Genomic DNA, 19508 nt, shown 5'->3' with positions numbered 1-19508 from the left:
GGCGCGGGTACGGAGACGGGCGCGGGCGCCGGTGACGCGGCGGCGGCCGGGGCGGGCGCCCCGGGCGGCCGCGTCGCGCCGTCGAGCCGGCCGGCCAGGATCGCCTCCTGGAGCCGGCGCAGCTCCTCCCCCGGCTCGATGCCGAGTTCGTCGATCAGCTCGCGCCGGCCGCGCCGGTAGACCTCCAGCGCCTCCGCCTGACGGCCCGAGCGGGACAGCGCGACCATGAGCTGGGCGCGGAGGCGTTCGCGCAGCGGGTTCCGCATGACCAGGTCGATGAGGCGCGCCACCAGCTGCTGGTGCAGGCCGAGGGCCAGCCGGGCGTCCACCCACTGCTCGACGACGGCCAGCCGCTGCTCGTCCAGTCGCGCCGCCGGTGCCTGGAGCAGCGTGCTGGTGATGCCTCCGCCGAAGCAGGCGGACCCGCGCCAGAGTCCGAGCGCGGTCTCGAAGGCGGCGGCCGCCTCGTCGAAGCGGCCCTCCTCCGCGGCGGTGCGTCCGGCCGCGGCGGCCCGCTCGAAGACCTGGAGGTCCAGCTCGTCGTCGCCGACGTGCGCGAGATAGCCGGGCGATCTGGTGCGGATGACCTCGTCCAGCCCGACCTTCGCCATCGAGGCGCGGACCATGGAGACGCAGATCTGGATCTGGGCGCGCGCGGTGGGCGGTGGGGCGACGCCCCAGACCGCGTCCACCAGCCGGTCCGTCGGCACGATCCGGTTGGGCTCCAGGAGCAGCACCGCCAGGACGACGCGCTGACGCTCGGCGGTGATCAGCGCCGGGCCCCCGGGGCCGGCCACTTCCAACGGCCCGAGTAAACGAAAGCGCATGACCGTCCTTCACATCCGCGACACAGTTCCCGCCGGTCAGCTACGCAGCGACCTCATATCTACCCAACACGATCGGCTGTGTCCAGAGAGCGTGGAATCCGAAGTGACCGGAGGGGGTGCGGCGGATGCGACGGAGGGATTAACGGCGGGTTCCGAGAAGGATTCCGAGCCATTTTGTCGGAAATTCGACGGCGGAATGGAATGCGGCGGCGGGGACGGCGCGCGGACGCCGCCCCCGGACCCGGCGGAACGGCGTCCCCGCGCCCGGCGGGCCGTCCCGCCCCGCTCAGCGGCGGTGCGCGTCGGTGAGGTCTCCCAGCGCCGGGCCGCCCAGCAGCGGCGGCAGGTCCGCGCGCCGGCTGATGCGCAGCTTCCGGTAGGTGCGGGTCAGATGCTGCTCGACCGTGCTGACCGTGACGTGCAGCCCCTCGGCTATCTCCCGGTTGGAACAGCCGACCGCGGCCATCGCGGCCACCCTCCGCTCCGCCTCGGTGAGCCCGTCGCCGCCGTCCGGCCGGGCCGGGACCGCCGTGGGGCTCTCCAGCGCGAGGCCCCTGACCAGTGCCTCGGCGTGGCAGTCGGCGGCCACGATCACCGCGCGGCGCTCGGCCGCGGCAGCACGCCGGAACTCGCCCAGGGTCCGGTAGGCGCGGGCCAGATCGGCGAAGGCCAGGGCCAGTTCGTACCGGTCGCCGTCGTCGGACTGCAGCAGCTCGGCCGCCCGGCGCAGCAGCGCCGGCCGGTGCGCCGGGGCGCCGGCCCCGGCGAGGACCCGGGTCGCCGCGCCCCGGACCCGGTTCGGCGTCACCGGGAACAGGGCAGCCTGTTCCTCCAGCATCCGCCGGGCGTCGTCCGGACGGCCGAGGCCCAGGTACACCTCGGCCGCGTCGGTGCGCCACGGGATCAGGCCGGGCGTGTCCATCCCCCAGCGGCGCAGCGTGGCACCGCAGCGGCGCAGGTCCTCCAGGGCCATCTCCAGGTGCCCGGTGGCCAGTCCGAAGCGCGCCCGGGCGTGGAGGTAGAGCATGCCGTAGCGGGTCTCGGCCATGGCCTCCGGGACGCGGTGGTCGAGGTGGGCCTGCGCCTCGTCGTAGCGGCCCATCGCGGTGGTGGCCAGGATCAGGGTGCTCAGCGGAGCGCCGACGGTCACGCCCCAGCTGATCGCCGGCAGGGTGGCGAGCGCCTCGCTCGCGTACCGCCGGGCGTCGACGAGGTCGCCCCGGCGCAGGGCCGCCTCGGCCCGTACCGCGCCGAGCCGCGCCTGTCTGCCCGGCAGCCGGCGCGCGGGGGCGCCGTCGAGGAAGACGTCGCACCAGGCGGAGGCGCGCTCGGCCCGTCCGCCGTAGGTGAGGGCGAGGAGGGCGCTTTCGACGGTCTCGGTGGAGGGTTCGTCGGGCCGGGTGCCGTGGAGGACCCGCTGGGCCGCGCCGACCGCCTCCGGGTGGGGTCCCTCGGCGAGCACGGCGGCCAGGGCGGACACGGCCTGGAGGCGGCGGTCGGCGCTGACCGAGTGGGTCGGGGGCCGTCCGGCGGCGGGGCGCGGGCCGAGGGCGGCGAGGAAGGTCGGGTAGCTGTGCCGCAGCCGGCGCCGGGTGATCTGGAGTTCGGTGGCCGTCTCCGGGTCGGTGGGCCGCCCGGACGCGGCCAGCCGGCCGAGGACCTCCTGGGCCTGGTCGAAGCGGCCGTGCCAGAGCAGCGCCCGCACCAGCGTCAGCGCGTCGGCGCCGCGCAGGCGGCCCGTGCGGTGCGCCTCGACGAGTTCGCCCAGCCGGCCGCCGGACACGCCGGGGTTGACGCTCCACTCGGCCCGGATCAGCGCGGCGGTGAGGCGGGCCCGGCGGTCCGGGTCCGCGCAGATCAGCCGGGCCAGCCGGAGGCAGTCCACGGCGCGGCCGGCGGCGCCGTCGCGCAGGGCGTGGCCGGCGGCGTCCTCCAGGGCCGGCAGGGCCCACGGCTCGGCCGGCGCGCCGCCGTCGGCCGGGGCTCCGGCCCGCAGCAGGTGGTCGGCGATCGTCCCGGTGCCGGCGCCGCGTTCGTGGGCGAGGACCGCCGCCCGGGCGTGCAGCCGGGCGAGGTCGGCGGCCTCGATCGCGCCGGTCACCGCCTCGCGGGCGGCGTCGTGCCGGAATCCGTCCATGGTGAGCAGCCCGCCGGCGATCAGCGCGTGCACCGCCTCCGTGGTACGGGACGGGCCCAGGCCGGTCAGGGCGTCCAGGCCCTCCAGGTCGTCGAGCGTGCCGAGCACCGCGTAGCCGCTCAGCGCGCGGGCCAGGTCCGGGCGGCCCCGGCGCAGGCAGGACAGGACGGCCTCGCGGTAGCGGGGGCCCGCCTCGTCGCCGCCGAGGTGGTCGCGGACGAGGGCCTCGACGAGCAGCGGGTTGCCCCCGCTGGCGGCGTGCCAGTCGGCCGACCGCGCGTCGGCGACGGTCTCGCCGAGGTGCTGGGCGATCAGCCGCCGGACGCCCGCCGGGGACAGCTGGGTGACCTCGACGCGGTGGCAGTGGGGCTGGCGCAGCAGGTCGGCGCCGAAGCGGAAGTCGGTGTCGCAGCCGTGCCCGCTGTGGGTGAAGACCGCGAGCACCCGGGCGCTGTTGAGCCGGCGCGCGAGGTAGGCCAGGCAGATCAGCGAGGCCGGGTCGGCCTGCTCGACGTCGTCGACGGCGAGGTACAGCGGGCGGCGTTCGGCCAGGTCCAGCAGGACGGCGCAGAGCCCGTGGACGATGCCGGAGTCCACCGGAGCCGCGGTGTCCCGCTGCCGGGCGGCGCGCCCGCCGTCCTCGATGAGCGCCACGGCCCGCGCCCGGTCGCCGGGGTCCAGCGGCGCGCCGTCGACGAGTTGCCGCATCACCCCCAGGGGCAGGTGCCGCTCGTCCTCGGAGCCCAGCGCCGTCAGCGCGAGCAGGCCCAGTCCCGGGGCCCGGTCGGCGAAGTTGTGCGCCAGTACGCTCTTGCCGGCCGCCACCGGTCCGGAGACCAGCACGGCGCGGCCGTGCCCGCCCCGCGCCTGTGCCGCCAGGGCGGTCAACAGCGCCAACGGTGCTTCGCGCTCCACCAGTTCCACCGCGAACTCCTCCCATGGGTCAGTAGGGGGAAGACCATTACGGTCACCGACACGGGCCATGTTTCCGGCCGGGCTCATCGACCGGCTATCAGGGCGCTATCGGCTGCCGCGGAGGGGGAAATGGCCACGGCCAGGGGGCACCCCGCGAGGCGGGGTGCCCCCTGGCCGTGGCCCGGGTGCGGGTGGTTCAGCCGGTCTGGCTCATCGCGTCGACCAGGCTCTTGGGCCGCATGTCGACCCAGTGCTCGTTCACGTAGTCCAGGCAGTTCTGCCGGGTCGTGCTCGGCAGGACGACGGTCCAGCCGGCCGGGACCTCCGCGAAATCCGGCCACAGGGAATACTGCAGTTCCGCGTTGACCAGAACGCAGTAGGAAGCACTTTCATCCTCGAACGGATTACTCATGAGCCGTCGCACTCCTTTTTCGCTTCCGGAATTCAAAACCGCCCGTATTCTGTCCGCGCCCGTCCGCGGCTGACAACCCCTATGTCCCCGTACGCGCAGGGGTCAGCGAGGTCAGGACCGCGTCCACGGCGGCGACCGCCTTGTCCAGTTCGCCGAGCCCGATGGTCAGGGAGGGGCGGAAGCGGACGGCGCGCGGCCCGCCGGGCAGCAGCAGGACCCGGTGGTGGCGGCGCAGCCGGTCCAGGACCTCCCTGCGCAGCGCCGGGTCCGGCAGGTCGAACGCCCACATCAGGCCCAGTCCCCGTACGTCGCCGACGAGTTCCGGGTGGGCGGCGGCCAGGTCGGCGAGGAGCCGGCCGAGGTGGGCGCCCTTGGCCTCGGCGGCGGCCACAAGCCCGTCCCGTTCGATGATCTCCAGGATCCGGGTGGCGCGGACCATGTCCGCGGTGTTGCCGCCCCAGGTGGATCCGAGCCGGTCCGGCACGGCCAGGGCGCCGTCGGGCACCTCGTCCACCCGGCCGCCCGCCATCAGCCCGCACACCTGGGTCTTCTTGCCGAAGGCGACCACGTCCGGGGCGAGTCCGAGCCGCTGGTAGGTCCACGGAGCGCCGGACATGCCGCAGCCGGTCTGCACCTCGTCGAGGACGAAGAGCACGTCGTACGCGTGGCAGAGCTCCTGCATGCGCAGCAGGAACTCCCGGCCGAGGTGCCGGTCGCCGCCGGCTCCCTGGATCGGTTCGGCGATGAAGCAGGCGATCCGGTCGCCGCGCTCCTCCAGGTGCCGTCGGGCGACCTCGACCGCCGCGCGTTCGGCGCCGGGCTCCGGCACCGGGACGCGGGGCCAGGTCCAGGAGGGGAAGCGCGCGGTCACGGTCGGCGAGGTGTTGGTCAGGCTCAGGGTGTAGCCGCTGCGCCCGTGGAACGCGCCTTCCATGTGCAGGACTTCGAGGGGCGCCGCCGGATCGGCGCGCGGGCGCCGGTCCCGCCAGTCGAACGCCACCTTGAGGGCGTTCTCCACCGCGAGCGCGCCGCCGTCGATGAAGAACAGGTGCGGCAGGCGGGGGTCGCCGAGCACCCGGCTGAACGCCGCCGCGAAGCGCGCGTACTGCGCGGTGTAGATGTCGGAGTTGGTCACCTTGTGCAGGGCGGCACGGGTGAGTTCGGCCAGGAAGGCCGGGTCCCCGGTCATGCCGGGGTGGTTCATGCCCAGGGGCAGGGAACCGTAGAAGGAGAGCAGGTCCAGGTACTCCTCGCCGCCGCGGGCGTCGACGAGCGTGCTGCCCCGGCTGCGTTCCAGGTCCAGGACGAGGTCCAGGCCGTCCATCAGGACGTGCCGGGACAGTTCCTCCAGGGCGTTGTCCGCCGTGATCTCCACCGTCACCCCTCGTCACGTCCCGTCGCGTCGGTAGCGCCGCAGGTCCAGTTCGGCCAGGCTCGTCAGCACCGCGTCGGCGCCGGCCACTCCGGGGGCCCCGGCGGGCTCCCAGGGCACCGCCACGCAGCGGATGCCGGCGGCCCGGGCGGCGCGGACCCCCGGCGGGGAGTCCTCGACGGCGAGGGCGTCGCCGGCCGCGACCCCGGCGCGGGCCAGCGCGTGCAGGTACAGGTCGGGGGCCGGCTTGTGCCGGTCGCTGTCGTCGCCGGTCACCAGGAAGGCGAAACGGTCCCGCAGGCCGAGCCGCCGCAGGTGTTCCTCCACCCAGGCGGCCGGGCTGCTGGACACGATGGCGGCGCCCTCGGCGGTGTCCAGGAGCCGTTCCGCGCCGGGGCGGGCGGGCGCGGCGGCGCACCGGTCGGCGCGCCGCCCGCGCTGCCAGTCCCATTCGTCGTCGCGGACCGGCCGGCCCAGCCGGGAGGCCAGGTCGGCCAGGGCGACCCGGGCCCCGGCCGAGTTGCCGACCATCCGGTCCCGCACCGCGCCGTCGAGGGGGACCCCGAGCCGGTCGTAGAGGTCCTGCCAGGCCAGCAGCGCGGCCCGTTCGGTGTCGCACACGACCCCGTCGAAGTCGAGGAGCAGGAACGGCACGGGCATCAGTGGTCCACCGGTCCCCGGTCGGCGACGGCGAGCCGGGCGCAGTAGCGGGCGAGGGCGTCGGTCCAGTGGGGCATGGCGTGGACGAAGGCGGCCGCGCGGGTGCTGTCCAGACGGGAGTCGCGCGGCCGGCCGCCGACGAAACCGGCGTCGTCCATGGACATCGGCACCGGGTGGGCGGTGCCGAGGCGTTCGGCGAGGGCCATGCCCACCTGGTACCAGCTGGCCCGGCCCCGGTTGGCGATGTGCAGCAGGCCGCGGACGGCGAGGGCGCCGGGCAGCAGCCCGACCAGCGCGGACGCCAGGTCGGGGAGGTAGGTCGGGCTGCTGAACTGGTCGTCGATCAGGCGCGGCCGGCCGCCGTCGAGGAACTCCCGGGCGGCGGCGAGCACCTGGTCCAGGCGCGGGTCGGTGCCGCCGTAGAGCCAGGAGGTGCGTACCACGAGGTGGTCGGGGACCGCCTCGACGATCCGCTCGCCGGCGAGTTTGCTCAGGCCGTACACGCTGACCGGGTCGGGGATGTCGTCCTCGTTGTACCCGGCGGGCCCGGGGGCCCGGCCGTCGAAGACGTAGTCGCTGGAGATGTAGACGAGCCGGCTGCCGTGGCGCCGGCAGGCGTCGGCGACGTGGTGGGTGCCGCCGACGTTGACGCGGAGGGCCGGGCCGGGGTCCCGTTCGCAGGAGTCCACGACCGCGTTGGCGGCGGTGTGGACGACCACGTCGGGGCGGAAGTCGGCGATCGAGTCGCGGACGGCGGCCTCGTCGCCGATGTCGAAGTCGGCGAGGGACACGCCGAGGACGGGCCAGTCGGCGGTCTCCGGGCGGGCCGCGAGTTCGTGGCGCAGGGCGGTGCCGAGCATCCCGTCGGCGCCGGTGACGTAGACGCGCATCACAGGTGTCCGAACTCGGCGATCAGTTCGGCGACGGAGAGGCCGGAGGCGATCTTGTCGCGGATCACCCGTTCCCGGTCGATGTTCATCCGGGTGCGGTCGAGCACGTTCTCGGCGTCGTCGCGGGGGACGACGGCGATGCCGTTCTCGTCGGCGACCACGATGTCCCCGGGGTTGATCACCTGGCCGTCGATCACGACCGGCACGTTGACCTGGACCGGCTCGGTGCGGTCGTGCACGGCGGTGGGCGAGGGCCGGGGGACGGTGCTGCGGTACCAGACGGGGAAGTCCAGGTCGCGGATCTCGTCGACGTCGCGGATGGCGCCGTCGACGATGCCGGCGGCGAGTCCGATCTGCCGCGAGAGGGTGGACATCAGTCCGCCCCACATGGCGGTGCGGGTGGTGCCGTGGCAGGCGACCACGACGACGTCGCCGGGCCGCGCGCGGGTGAGCACGGGCATGCAGTCGACGAGGTCGTCGATGGAGAGGTTCACGGTGAGCGCCGGTCCGGCGATCTTGTGGTGGTGCTTGACCGGGAGCAGCCCGCCGATGGCGCCGACGCGGCGCCGGGCGTCGGTGACGAGGCAGCTGGGGCTGTACTCGGCAAGCACCGCGCGGAAGCCCTCGACGAGCTCCTCGGGCGGCCGGGTCAGTTCGTTGCGGACAGTTTCCACGGTGTGTCTCCCGTCGGTTCGGTGGTGCGGCCGCGGTCGAGGACGTCCGCGCCGATGAGCTGGGCCAGGTGGGGTGCGTCCATGCCGTGGGCGGCGAGGACCTCCGCGTCGGTGCCGCAGCGCGGCACGTCGGTGAGCCCGATGCCGCGGAAGCCGGCGCCGTCCCAGGTGCCCGTCTCCAGCAGCTGCCGGGCGATCAGGTCGGCCTGGCCGCCGCTGCCGTACTGGTGCTCGACCACGAAGGCGTGGCGGACGCCGGTGAGCAGTTCGTCCAGCCAGGTGGGGTCGATCCGGTTGTGCCAGGGCAGGTCCACCACGGTGAGTTCGACGCCCTGGGCGGCGAGGATCCCGGCGGCGCCCAGGAGCTGGGCGAGGACCACCGGTCCGGCGCCGAAGGCGACGGCGTCGCGGCCGGCCCGCAGGACGTGTCCCCGGCCGGGCACCAGGGGCGCGGGCGGCAGCTCCGCCAGTTCGGCGGGGACGACCTGGCTGGACAGCCGCAGGTAGACGCTGTCCGGGGTGGTCCGGCAGTAGCGCAGGGCGGCGTCGAGCTGGGCCGGGTGGGAGGGTTCCAGGACGGTCAGGCCGGGGACGGAGCCGAGTGCCGACACGTCGCGGACGGCCTGGTGCGAGTGGCCGGGTCCGGCGGGCAGCAGGCCGGCGAGCGAGCCGACGTAGACCACGGGCCGTCGTTCGGTGGCGTTGTTGTAGATGTGCTCGTTGGGCCGGGCGTGCAGGAAGCAGGAGAAGGAGTGGACGAAGGGCCGCAGGCCGCCCGCCGCCAGTCCGCCCGCCATCGAGACCATGTCCTGCTCGGCGATGCCGCACTCGACGAAGCGGTCGGGGTGGGCGTCGCGGAAGGGGATGAGCCCGGTGTCGAGGAGCAGGTCCCCGTCGAGCGCGACGATCCGCGGGTCCTCGTGCGCCGCCTCGGTGAGCAGCCGCCCGTACAGCTCGGGCAGGCGCACGCCGGACGGTTTCGCGGGGAGGTCCAGGGTGAGCGTCTCCGGTGCGAGGGGTGCCTGGCCGTGGCGCCGCAGGATCTCGTCGGCGGTGGCCGTCAGCTCCCGGTACGCGGCGTCGTGGTCCTCCGGGCTCGGGGCTCCGCTGTGGTGGCGGTAGCGCCATTCGCCGGGGGCCATCGAGGTCGCGGCGAAGGTGGGGCAGCCGCCGCCCTTCACCGTGTCGGCGACGATCACGACGGGCCGGTCGGGGTGCTCCTCGGCGCGCTGGGCGAACGCCTTCTCCAGCTGCCGGGGGTCGTGCCCGTCGCAGTGCAGCACGCCCCAGCCGGCGGCGGTGAACTTGCCGGTCAGGTCGCCGAGGTCGCTGACGTCGGTGACGTACGTGTCGGACTGGAGGCGGTTGTGGTCGACGACCACGGTGAGCTCGCCCATGCCGTACCGCGCGGCGCTGGGCAGCGCCTCCCAGTTCTGGCCCTCCTGCAGTTCGCCGTCGCCGGTCATGACGACGACGCGGGAGGTGCGGCCGGCCAGCCGGTGGGCGAGGACCAGGCCCTTCGCCTTGGAGATCCCCATGCCCAGGGAGCCGGTGTTGAAGGGCATGCCGGGGGTGCCGACGTCGGGGTGTCCGGGCAGTCCGCCCAGCCGCCGCAGCCGGTGCAGCCCGTCCTCGTCCAGCCGTCCGAGGGCGATCATCGCGGCGTACAGGCCGGGGGCGTCGTGGCCCTTGGACGAGAAGTACACGTCGCCGTCGGGTTCGAACGGCCGGTCGAGTTCTTCGAGCAGCAGCCAGCTGACCACGTCGGCGGCGCTGAAGCTGGACCCGATGTGACCCGACCCGGCACGGGTGATCATGTAGAGGGTGTTGATCCGGGACATCGCCGCGAAGGCGAGGGCCCGGTCGTACGGGTCGTCGACGTGGCCCAGGACGCGCGCGAACTCGGTGCGCGGGATCCAGGCCAGGGACCTGTCCATGGCTTCTCCTCGGGGGTGGGTCGGGGTCACCAGCAGCCGTACCCGCCGTCCACGGCGAGTTCGGTGCCGGTGACGTAGCGGCTCAGGTCGGAGGCGAGGAACAGCAGCGGTCCGGTGAGGTCCTCGGCGTGGGCCATCCGCCGCAGCGGCACGCGGGCGTCGAACTTCGCCCGGAACACCGGGTCCTGGGCGCCGAGCACACCGCCCGGCGACAGGGTGTTGACCCGCACTCCGGAGGGGCCCCACAGCGCCGCGAGGTAGCGGGTGAGGGAGGCGACGCCGGCCTTGGACATGCCGTAGGCGGGCGGTTTCAGGAAGGGCGGTTCCACCGGCAGGTGCTCGTACATCCGCGGGTCGGGGGCGAGGCCGCCGTACATCGAGCCGATGTTGACGATCGAGCCGCGGCCCCGCCGTGCCATCCGCGAGCCGAACACCTGGCACATCCGCAGGGTTCCCTGGGCATTGACGGCGAGGACGCCGCCGGACACCTCGTCCGGGATGTCCTCGAAGCGCCATCCGGTGCCCTCGGCCGACGGCGGGCTGTCGACGCCGGCGTTGTTGACCAGGACGTCCGGCTCGCCGGCCAGGTCGAGGCAGGCGTCGAGCGCACGGCGCAGGCCGGCGGTGTCGGTGACGTCCGCGACGAGGGTGGCGAACCGCTTCGGATCGTGCGCGTCGACCACCGCCGCCAGTTCCGGCCCGCCGGTCTCCCGCACGTCCAGGCCCACCACGTGGGCGCCGGCGCCCAGCAGGGCGTCCACCCACACCGGGCCGAGCCGGCCGTGCACCCCGGTCACCACGGCGACCGAGCCGGTCAGGTCAATCGCGGCCGGCATCGGCGTCCGCCAGGGCGTCCAGGGTGATGTCGGCGTCGGCGGGCAGCGCCCGGCCCAGGTGGCGGCCGACCACGTCGGCGAGCCGGTCGGGGGTCAGCCCGTCGCCCGGCGACTTGATCGCCACGTCCTCCAGGGTGAGCCGGTGCCCGGCGGGCAGGTCGCGCTGGGCGACGAGCTTCTTGCCCATCTTGTTCATCGCGGGCCGTTCGCCGTCCAGGACCTCCTTGGCCGGGCCGCCCAGCGAGCGCCGCACCCGGCGCAGCCCGTCGACCATCTCGGCCAGGTCGGGCTGCTCCATCGAGAAGGCGTGGTCGCTGCCGGGGGCGGTGCGGTCGAGGGTGACGTGCTTCTCCACCACCCGGGCGCCCAGGGCGTACGCGGTCCAGGCGGCCCAGGGGCCGAGGTCGTGCCCGGAGAAGCCGACCACCGTCTCGGGGAACTCGGCCCGGTAGCTCCCCAGCACCGCGAGGTTCAGCACCTCCGGCTCGGCCGGGTACATCGCCGTGCACTGGAGCAGCACCAGGTCGGGGTTGATGGGCAGGACGGTGCCGGCGGCGCGCCGGACGGCCTCCATGTCGGCGCCGCCGGTGCTCACGATCAGCGGCTTGCCCGCCTTCGCCGCGTAGGCGAGGAGGGGCGTGTTCCTGATGTCGCCGGAGGCGATCTTGATCGCCGGGACCCCCAGCTCGGCCAGGAAGTCGACGCTGGCGAAGTCGAAGGCGGTGGCCATGAAGTCGACGCCCAGCTCGGCCGACAGCTGCTGGAGGTGGGTGTACTCGGCGGTGCCGAACTCCAGGAACTCGCGGTGCGCGCCGTACGTCGGGCCGAAGCTGTTGCGCCCCGTGTAGGGGGAGTCGAACATCGCGCGGGTGAACAGGGAGCGGTTGTCCCGCTTCTGCAGCTTGACCGCACTGGCGCCGGCCGCGGCGGCCTGCCGCACCAGCTCCTCCGCCTTGCCCAGGTCGCCCTCGTGGTTGTGGCCGATCTCGGCGATCACATAGGCGTCGGTCTCGTCGGAGATCGTCCGACCGTTTACCGTCAGCGCTCTCATCGTTCTCAGGTCCTCTCCAGAAGATCGGTCACCAGCGAAGCGAACCGGTCCAGACCGAGGTCGATCTCCTCCGGCGTGAGCGAGCTGCAGGACAGTCGCAGCTGCCGCAGACCGCCCCCAGCCGCGTAGAAGTGGTGCATGGGCGTCCAGATGACCTTGTGCCGCTCGGCCGAGTGGGCGAGCAGCGCGTCGTCGGCGGTGAACGGCACCGTGACGACGAGGAAGAAGCCGCCGTCCGGGCGGTTCCAGGTGACGGGGGACGGCCCCGGGAAGCGCGCGGCGAGCCCGTCGAGCAGGTGCCGCAGCTTCTTTCCGTACCGCGCGGTGGCGTCCCGGTTGGTCTCGCGCAGCGCGAAGCCGCTCTCCAGCAGCCGGCCGCCGATGACCGCCTGGGCTATCGGCGGGGTGTTGACCGTGATCATGCTCTTGATCTTGGAGAGCTCGTCGGCGAGGGTGCCGACGGTCCTCCCGTCCCGGACGACCGGCTGGTCCGCCACGACGTAGCCGATGCGGGCGCCGGGCAGCGCGGTCTTGGCGTACGAGCCGAGGTAGATCACCCGGTGGCCCTCGTCCAGCGACTTGAGCGTCGGCTTCGGGGGGATCCCGTCGCCGAAGAAGCCGTACGGGTTGTCCTCGATCAGGAGGATGTCCAGTTCGGCGGCGAGGTCGAGGAGGCGGCGCCGGGTCGGCACGTCGAGGCTGAGCCCGGTCGGGTTGGCGAAGTCGGGGACCAGATAGCAGGCGCGGGGCCGCAGTCCGGCCTCGCGGGCTTCCCGCACCCTGGCCGCCAGGTCGTCCAGGTCGATGCCGCCGGAGCCGCTGTCGACGGGGACGACCGGGAGGTCGACCAGCCGGGCCGCGCCGGTGATGCCCACGTAGGCCGGCGAGGTCGCCAGGAGCACGTCGCGCTCGTCGGCGCGCAGCGCCCGCAGCACCAGGACCATGGCCTCCTGGCAGCCGACCGTCACCACGATCGACTCCGGGTCGGCGTGGATCGACTCGTCGGTGGCGAGGTTGCGGGCCACCAGGTCCTGGATCACGCCCTTGGTCCTGCCGTACTGGTAGAGCCGGGTGCGGGCCGCCTCCGCGCCGCCGGGCGCGCCGCCGGTGACGTGCGCGGTCCAGGTGCGCAGGTACCGGTGGACGTCCTCGATCGCGAAGTCGCCCGGGTCGGGCCGGCCGGCGGCGAAGGACACCGCGTCCGGGTACCGTTCGGCGACCTCGTTGAGCAGGTTCATGGACAGCAGCGCCGGATCGGACAGCGAGCCGTGCAGGTCGGCCAGGTCCATCACCGCCCCGGGCCGTGCGGTCCGGGCGTGGGACGCTTCGGTCATCACGCCTCCCGTTCGTTCGTGCCGGGCGCCCAGCGGACGCCGAGCCGTCCGGCCGCGGCCACGTCGGGCGCCCCGGCCAGGGCCATCGCCGCCCGCAGTTCGGTACGGAGCAGTTCCAGCGCCCCGGTCACCGCGGGCTCGCCGCCGGAGGCCAGGGCCCACAGGACCGGCCGGCCGAGCAGCACCCCGGAGGCGCCGAGGGCCAGGGCGCGCAGCACGTCGGTGCCGCCGCGCACCCCGCTGTCGAGGAGCAGTTCGCACGCGTCGCCGACCTCGTCCCGGATCGCGGGCAGGGCCAGGAGGCTGGGGACGGCGCCGTCCAGCTGGCGGCCGCCGTGGTTGGAGACGACCAGGCCGTCCGCGCCGAGGTCCACCGCGCGCCGCGCGTCCGCCGGGTCGAGCACGCCCTTGAGCACCAGGGGCAGGCGGGTCCGGCGCCGGACCCACTCCAGGTCGGACCAGGAGAGCGTGGGGTCGATGACGGCGGCCGCGTGGCCGCCGACGCTCTGCCCGGCGCCGTGCTGGGCGGCGGCGAGGTTGACCGGTGCGGCATGGGCGGGCACGGCGAAGCCGTTGCGCAGGTCGCGCAGCCGGCGGCCCATGAACGGCACGTCGACGGTGAGCAACAGGGCGCGGGCGCCCAGCCGTTCGGCCTCGTCGATCAGCCACTCGGTGCGGGCCCGGTCGCGGAGCCAGTACAGCTGGAAGAACAACGCGCCGCCGTCGGGGGCGAGTTCGTCCAGGGGGCGGGCGGCGAGGGTCGCCGCCGTGAAGGGGACGCCGGCCGCGGCGGCGGCGCGGGCGACCGCGGGTTCGCCGTCCGGGTGCACCAGCGAGTGGAAGGCCATCGGGGCCACGGCGACGGGCATCGACGCCGGCGCGCCCAGCAGGGTGGTCGCGGTGTCCGCGGCGGCCGTCCCGGACAGCACGCGGGGCACCAGGTGGCAGCGGTCGAACGCGGCCCGGTTGGCGCCGAGCGTCGACTCGTGGCCGCTCCCGCCGGCCACGAAGTCGTAGACCTCGGAGGCCAGCACGGCCCGGGCCCGGTCCTCCAGGTCGTCGAGGGTGAGCGGATCCGCCGCCGGGGCGGCCCGCCCGCCGGTCACGCCTTGTCCTGTCGCTCGACCGCCTCGTACAGCTTGCGGATGTTGTTGCTGCCGAAGGTGGTCGCGCCGCGGCGCTCGATGACCTCCATGAAGAGGGTGCGGCGCGGGTGCTCGGAGCGGGTGAAGATCTGGAACAGCTCGCCGTCGTGGTCCCGGTCGGCGAGCACGCTGTACTTGCGCAGCTCCGCCACCGGGTGCCCGGACCCGCCGAGCCGCTCCTCCAGGTTCTCGTAGTACGTGTCGGGCGTGGCCAGGAACCGCACGCCGGCGTCGCCGAGGTCGGCGACCGCGTCCACGACGTCCGGCACCGCGAAGGCCAGGTGCTGCACCCCGCTGCCGCCGTGCTTCTTCAGGAAGTCGTCGATCTGGCCGGGGACGGCCCCGCTCATGGGCTGGAGCAGCGTCAGCGTCACGCCGCCGCCGGGGCTCTGCACCACCTTGGACTGCATGGCCTGCGCGCCGACGTGGATGTCCTCCTCGAACACCACGCGCCAGCCGAGGACCCGGTCGTAGAACTCGACCGTGCGGTCGAGTTCGCCGGTCTCCAGGCAGACCGCCACGTGGTCGACGCACAGCAGGTGGCTCCGGGCCGGGCCCGTGGTGCCGGCGCCCGGCGCCCGGTCGGCGGCGGGCACCGGGGTGATGCCGGGCAGCGACCAGGGTTCGCCGGCGGGCCGGCTGACGAAGGTGTGCGTCACGTCGCCGAAGGCTTCGAGCACGGTGGGGTCCGGCGCGTCCACGCTGAGGGCGATGTCGCTCACGCCGTCGCCGTGCCGGGCGGTGTAGAGGGTGGCCGGATGCTCGTCGGTGCGGCCCTCGAGCAGCAGCAGGACGACGTCCCGCTGCCGCACCGCCACGGCGGTGAACTCCGGGGTGTCCCCGGCGGCGATGACCTCGAAGCCGTAGCGCTCGACGAACTCGGCCGCACGGGCGCGGGCGTCGCCGACGGAGAGGGTGATGTGGTCGATGCCGGCGTCGACGGCGTGCTGATTTCTGGAAAGGGGTGCGGACGACACGAATTCCCCCAGGGCTCGATAATCGGTTTCAACGACGGGAAGAAGAATTTCCGGATCCCGGTACCGCGACGAAATGGACGCTATGGACGGACGTCGGGGAATGTCAACGAATCCCTGCCGGGAGGCGCCTGACAGTACGGAACACACCTGTCCGCACCTGGGTGCCGAGGGTGCCCCTATGGGGTTCGTAGGGGTTGCCGGAGCCTGCGCCGCGGGTGAATATGCGTGCGATCGAAGCTGCGGAAAAGGAGCGGTACGTGCTGATTCATCAGGCACTCGACGAACGCGCGGCACAATATGGCGACCACATTGCTCTGATAGACGAAGAAGGCCCGGTCACCTATTCCCGGCTGGTCGCGGAGGCCGATGCGCACGCCGCCGCGCTGGCCCGGGCGGGGGTGGGACCGGGCTGTCTGGTGCCCGTGCGGATCGCCCGCTCGGCCCGGATGGCGACCCTGCTGCTGGCCGTCCTGAAGACGGGCGCGGCCTACTGCCCCATCGACGTGAAGTGGCCGGACGAACGGGTCCGGGAACTCCTGCGCCTGCTGCGGGCCCCGGTGTTCGTCACGGACACCCCGCTCGCCGGCGCACCGTGCTGGACCCCGCCGGCCGTCCCCGAGCCCGGGGCACCGGCGCTCCGGCCGGAGCCGGCCGGCATCGGGCCGGACGACCCGGCCTGCGTCTTCTTCACCTCCGGAAGCACCGGCACGCCCAAGGGCGTGGTGACCCCGCACCGGGCGGTGCTGCGGCTCTTCGACCGCGGCCCCCTGGCGGCCTTCGGCCCGGGCCGGGTGCTGCCGCAGCTCTCCCCCGTCGGCTGGGACGCCTGCGGGCTGGAGCTGTGGGGCATGCTCGGCCGCGGCGGCACCGTGGTGCTGCCCGACGAGGACCACCTGCTGCCGGACACCCTGCGCGAACTGATCGCCCGGCACGGGGTGAACACCCTCGTCCTGGTCGCGTCCGTGGTGAACCTGCTGGTGCGGCTGGACCCCGACTGCTTCCGCGGGGTCGACCTGATGTTCATCGGCGGCGAGCGGCTGGCGCCCGAGCCGGTGCGCGAGCTGCTGCTCCACCACCCGGGCACCACCGTGCACAACTGCTACGGCCCGGTGGAGAGCTTCGCCTTCGCGACCATGCACCGCATCCGGCCCGAGGACTGCGACCTGCCGCACGGCGTGCCCATCGGACGACCCGTGCCCGGCACCGAGGTCCACCTGGTCGACGGCGAACTGTGCGTCGCCGGCGCCGGGCTGGCCCAGGGCTATCTGCACGACCCGGAGCGCACCGCCGAGCGGTTCGTCACCGTCGACGTCGAGGGCGTGCCGACCCGGGTCTACCGCACCGGCGACCGGGCGGTGCGCGACGCCGAGGGCGTGCTGCACTTCCTCGGCCGCGCCGACCGGCAGGTGAAGATCCGCGGCTACCGGGTGGAGCTGGGCGAGGTGGAGAGCCGCGCCGCGGACCTCGCCGGCGTCCGCGACTGCGCGGCCGTGGCGCTGCCCGGGCGCGGCGGCGCGTACGAACGCCTGGCGCTGGCCTTCACCGGCGACGCCGACCCGGACCGGGTTCGCGCCGAACTGCGCGAACGGCTGCCCGGCCATCTGGTGCCCGATGTGGTGCGCCGCATCGACGCACTCCCCCACAACGCCAACGGCAAGGTCGACCACCGAGCGGTGGCGGAGCTGATGCGCGTCCCGACCCCAGGAAAGCGGATGACGATGACCACGTACACCGAGACCCCCTCCGCCCCGGCCGGCTCCACCGGTGCCGCCGGCGGCACCGCCGACCTCGCCGAGGTCACCGGAGCCGCCGAGATCACCGACCGGATCGTGGAGGACTACCTCACGCTCGTCGACGACAGCATGGTCGCGATCCTGCCGCACGCCCTGCGGATCGCCGTCGAACTCGGGGTCGCCGACGTGATGGACCGGGCGGCCGTCCAGCCCGTGGCGACCACCGCGGGCCTGATCGACGCGGACCCCGACGCCCTGGGACGGCTGCTGTCCGCCCTCGCCCCGGCCGGGTTCTTCGCCGGCGACCCGGACGGCGGCTTCCGGCTGACCGCGCTCGGCGCCCGGCTGCGCCGCGACGACCCGCGGAGCCTCTCCGCGTCCCTGGTCAACGCCGAGAGCCAGCTGGCCTGGCTCCGCGCCGCCGACACCTTCCGCACCGGCGCGGCGTCCTTCGACGGCGACGGCGACGGCGACTTCTTCGGAGCCAAGAACTCCAGACGCGGCGAGAACGTCGCGTTCCTGCGCCGCATGCGGGAGCGCACCGGCCGCCTCTACCGGCAGGCGGCCGAGGCCGTCGACTGGTCGGACTCGCGGGTGATCCTGGACATCGGCGGCGCCGACGGTTTCCTCCTCGGCGAGATCCTGTCGGTGGCCCCGCACGCGAGCGGCGTCCTCTTCGACCGGCCCACGGTGATCGACGAGGTGAACCTCCGCGGCGGCGTGCCCGGTTGCCGGGCCGTGCCCGGCGACTTCTTCGCCGCCGTGCCCACCGGCGCCGACACCCATCTGCTGTGCAGCGTCCTGCACGACTGGACCGACGAGCAGGCGGTGGACATCCTGCGGTCGAGCCGCCGCGCGCTGGCGGCCGGGGGCAGGCTCCTGGTGATCGAGATGCTGGTGCCGGAGGACGGCACCCCGCACGTCAGCCGCTGGAGCGACCTCGGCATGATGGTCCTCACCGGCGGCCGGGAGCGCGACCGGGCCGGCTTCGCCCGGATCCTGGAGGCGGCCGGCTACCGGACGCACCGGGTATCGGCCGTCGCCGGGTCGCCGTTCTCCGTGATCGAGGCGCGCTGACCGGCGATGGACATCGACCTGCTCACACCGGAGGTCTTCGCCGGGAACCGGCACCCGGACCAGCTCGCGGCCGTCCGCGACCGACCGGGCCTGACCTGGCACCCGGAGCCCGACGGCCCCGGGTTCTGGGTGGCCGCCCGGTACGACGACGTGCTGGCGGTGCTCGGGGACCCGGGCACGTTCAGCTCCCGCGCCGGCATCCGGATCGGCGGCTCGGACGAGGCGGCCCGGCTGGTCGCCGACCGCATGATGGTGGTCAGCGACCCGCCGCGGCACGGCCGGATCCGCCGCGTGGTCGGCGCGCCGTTCACCCCGGCGGCGCTGCGGCGCTGGCACGACCGGATCGTCGACGGCGTCACCGACCTGGTGGACGAGGCGGCCGGGGCGCGTACCGCCGGAGCCGCCGGAGGCCCGCCGGGCACGGCGGCCGGGCCGCTGGTCCTGGACGCCGTGGGGGACCTGGCGCAGCGGCTGCCCAACCAGGTCATCTGCGCCATGATGGACCTGCCCCGGGCCGACTGGCCGCTGATCGGCCGGCTCACCACCGAGGGCCTGGACTCCCCCGACCCGATCGACCGGCTGGACGCCAACGCCGAGATCTTCGGCTACTTCGCCGAGCTGCTCGACCGGCGCCGCGCCCGCCCCGGCGACGACCTGATCAGCGAACTGCTCGCGGCCGGCGGCGACCTCACCGACGAGGAGCTGATCCTCAACTGCAGCGGGGTGCTGACCGGTGCCAGCGAGACCGTCCGCTACGCGGCGGCCGGGGCCCTGCTGGTCTTCGGCGAGCGGCCCGCGCTGTGGACGGCGCTGCGCGCCGCGCCGGAACTGCTGCCGAGCACCGTCGAGGAGATCCTGCGGTGGACCAGCCCCGGTCTGCACGCGCTGCGCACGGTGACCCGGCCGGTGACGGTCGCGGGCACCCGACTGGCGCCCGGCGAGCGGGTGACCGCCTGGATCTGCTCGGCCAACCGCGACCCGGCGGTCTTCGCCGACCCGGACGTCTTCCTCCCCGACCGCGCCCCGAACCGGCACCTCGCCTTCGGCTGGGGCCCGCACGTGTGCGTCGGGGCCCGGGTGGCCCGGCTCGAACTGACCGCGCTGCTGACCGCGCTGATCCGCCGGGTGCGCGTGATCGCCCCGGCCGGTCCGCCGGTGTGGAGCGGCGGCAACTTCATCCATGGACTGACCAGTCTGCCGGTGCTGCTGAGCCCGGCGTGAGCCCGTCAAGGAGCTGATCGACGATGGGAACCACCGCAATCGCCGAGATCTGGCAGGAGGTCCTGGGCGTCCCGGTCGCGGACGACGACGACTTCTTCGCCCTGGGCGGCCAGTCGCTGGCCGCCATGGAGGTGGTGGCCGCGGTGCGCCGGCGCCTCGGGATCTCCGTCCGGGTCCGGGTGCTGCTCGAACACCCCGTGCTGGCCGACTTCGCCGACCAGCTCGCGCGGGCTGCGGAAGGGGCACCCCACCGGTCCTGACCACCGGGGCGCACGGGAACGGCGGGAGCGGACGATCCGCTCCCGCCGTT

16 protein-coding genes are annotated in these 19508 nt (G+C 74.4%); 3 read left to right on the top strand and 13 right to left on the bottom strand.

The genetic code is table 11. The features are described from left to right. The 13 genes from IE321_RS35770 to IE321_RS35710 form a co-directional block, all read right to left on the bottom strand. Nucleotides 1-827, bottom strand: an 827-nt coding sequence (locus tag IE321_RS35770) for an AfsR/SARP family transcriptional regulator (protein WP_190225981.1), incomplete at its 3' end; no start/stop codon positions are given. 286 nt (nucleotides 828-1113) lie between these two features. Then, a complete protein-coding gene (locus tag IE321_RS35765; RefSeq protein WP_190225980.1) occupies nucleotides 1114-3888 on the bottom strand; it encodes a helix-turn-helix transcriptional regulator in 2775 nt (924 codons plus the stop codon). Nucleotides 3889-4075: 187 nt separating this feature from the next. Then, nucleotides 4076-4291 (bottom strand): MbtH family protein, encoded by a 216-nt coding sequence (locus IE321_RS35760; RefSeq protein WP_043222067.1) that lies wholly within the window; start codon nucleotides 4289-4291, stop codon nucleotides 4076-4078. A 79-nt stretch (nucleotides 4292-4370) separates the two neighbouring features. Then, complete coding sequence (gene lat, locus IE321_RS35755) at nucleotides 4371-5666, bottom strand: L-lysine 6-transaminase (protein ID WP_226652438.1); 1296 nt, start codon at nucleotides 5664-5666, stop codon at nucleotides 4371-4373. A 12-nt stretch (nucleotides 5667-5678) separates the two neighbouring features. Beyond that, nucleotides 5679-6323 carry an HAD family hydrolase gene (locus IE321_RS35750; protein WP_190225978.1) on the bottom strand — a complete coding sequence of 215 codons (645 nt, stop codon included), beginning with the start codon at nucleotides 6321-6323 and terminating at the stop codon, nucleotides 5679-5681. Then, a complete protein-coding gene (gene rfbD, locus IE321_RS35745) occupies nucleotides 6323-7213 on the bottom strand; it encodes a dTDP-4-dehydrorhamnose reductase (RefSeq protein ID WP_043222064.1) in 891 nt (296 codons plus the stop codon). Before rfbD ends, IE321_RS35750 begins: the two co-directional genes overlap by 1 nt. Further along, nucleotides 7213-7887 (bottom strand): RraA family protein, encoded by a 675-nt coding sequence (locus IE321_RS35740; protein ID WP_043222063.1) that lies wholly within the window; start codon nucleotides 7885-7887, stop codon nucleotides 7213-7215. Before IE321_RS35740 ends, rfbD begins: the two co-directional genes overlap by 1 nt. Beyond that, nucleotides 7863-9824, bottom strand: coding sequence for a thiamine pyrophosphate-binding protein (locus tag IE321_RS35735; protein ID WP_051841800.1), 1962 nt, complete (start codon nucleotides 9822-9824; stop codon nucleotides 7863-7865). Before IE321_RS35735 ends, IE321_RS35740 begins: the two co-directional genes overlap by 25 nt. A gap of 26 nt (nucleotides 9825-9850) precedes the next feature. Further along, nucleotides 9851-10660 (bottom strand): SDR family oxidoreductase, encoded by an 810-nt coding sequence (locus IE321_RS35730; RefSeq protein WP_190225977.1) that lies wholly within the window; start codon nucleotides 10658-10660, stop codon nucleotides 9851-9853. Then, entirely contained in the window at nucleotides 10644-11711 is a 1068-nt protein-coding gene (locus tag IE321_RS35725; protein ID WP_190225976.1) for an N-acetylneuraminate synthase family protein, read from the bottom strand. The genes IE321_RS35730 and IE321_RS35725 overlap by 17 nt, the downstream gene beginning before the upstream one ends. 5 nt (nucleotides 11712-11716) lie before the next feature. Further along, nucleotides 11717-13045, bottom strand: a complete 1329-nt coding sequence (locus tag IE321_RS35720) for an aminotransferase-like domain-containing protein (RefSeq protein WP_226652441.1) — start codon at nucleotides 13043-13045, stop codon at nucleotides 11717-11719. Next, nucleotides 13045-14151 (bottom strand): alpha-hydroxy acid oxidase, encoded by a 1107-nt coding sequence (locus IE321_RS35715; protein WP_190225975.1) that lies wholly within the window; start codon nucleotides 14149-14151, stop codon nucleotides 13045-13047. Before IE321_RS35715 ends, IE321_RS35720 begins: the two co-directional genes overlap by 1 nt. Next, entirely contained in the window at nucleotides 14148-15167 is a 1020-nt protein-coding gene (locus IE321_RS35710) for a VOC family protein (RefSeq protein ID WP_190225974.1), read from the bottom strand. Before IE321_RS35710 ends, IE321_RS35715 begins: the two co-directional genes overlap by 4 nt. A 257-nt stretch (nucleotides 15168-15424) precedes the next feature. On the opposite strand from IE321_RS35710, the gene IE321_RS35705 reads away from it, so the two are divergent. From IE321_RS35705 to IE321_RS35695, 3 genes are read left to right on the top strand one after another with little or no spacing between them, the layout of a single operon-like run. Continuing rightward, the gene (locus IE321_RS35705) at nucleotides 15425-17977 is read left to right on the top strand and encodes an AMP-binding protein (protein WP_190225973.1); all 2553 of its coding nucleotides are present in this window, start codon (nucleotides 15425-15427) and stop codon (nucleotides 17975-17977) included. Nucleotides 17978-17983: 6 nt separating this feature from the next. Then, a complete protein-coding gene (locus IE321_RS35700; protein ID WP_190225972.1) occupies nucleotides 17984-19198 on the top strand; it encodes a cytochrome P450 in 1215 nt (404 codons plus the stop codon). Between the two features lie 23 nt (nucleotides 19199-19221). Beyond that, nucleotides 19222-19458, top strand: a complete 237-nt coding sequence (locus IE321_RS35695; RefSeq protein WP_190225971.1) for a phosphopantetheine-binding protein — start codon at nucleotides 19222-19224, stop codon at nucleotides 19456-19458. Nucleotides 19459-19508 lie beyond the last annotated feature (50 nt).

It is taken from the genome of Streptomyces hydrogenans (assembly GCF_014656075.1).
In the GTDB taxonomy this organism is placed as follows: Bacteria; Actinomycetota; Actinomycetes; order Streptomycetales; family Streptomycetaceae; genus Streptomyces; species Streptomyces hydrogenans.
This window is presented reverse-complemented; position numbering and strand designations above follow the sequence as displayed.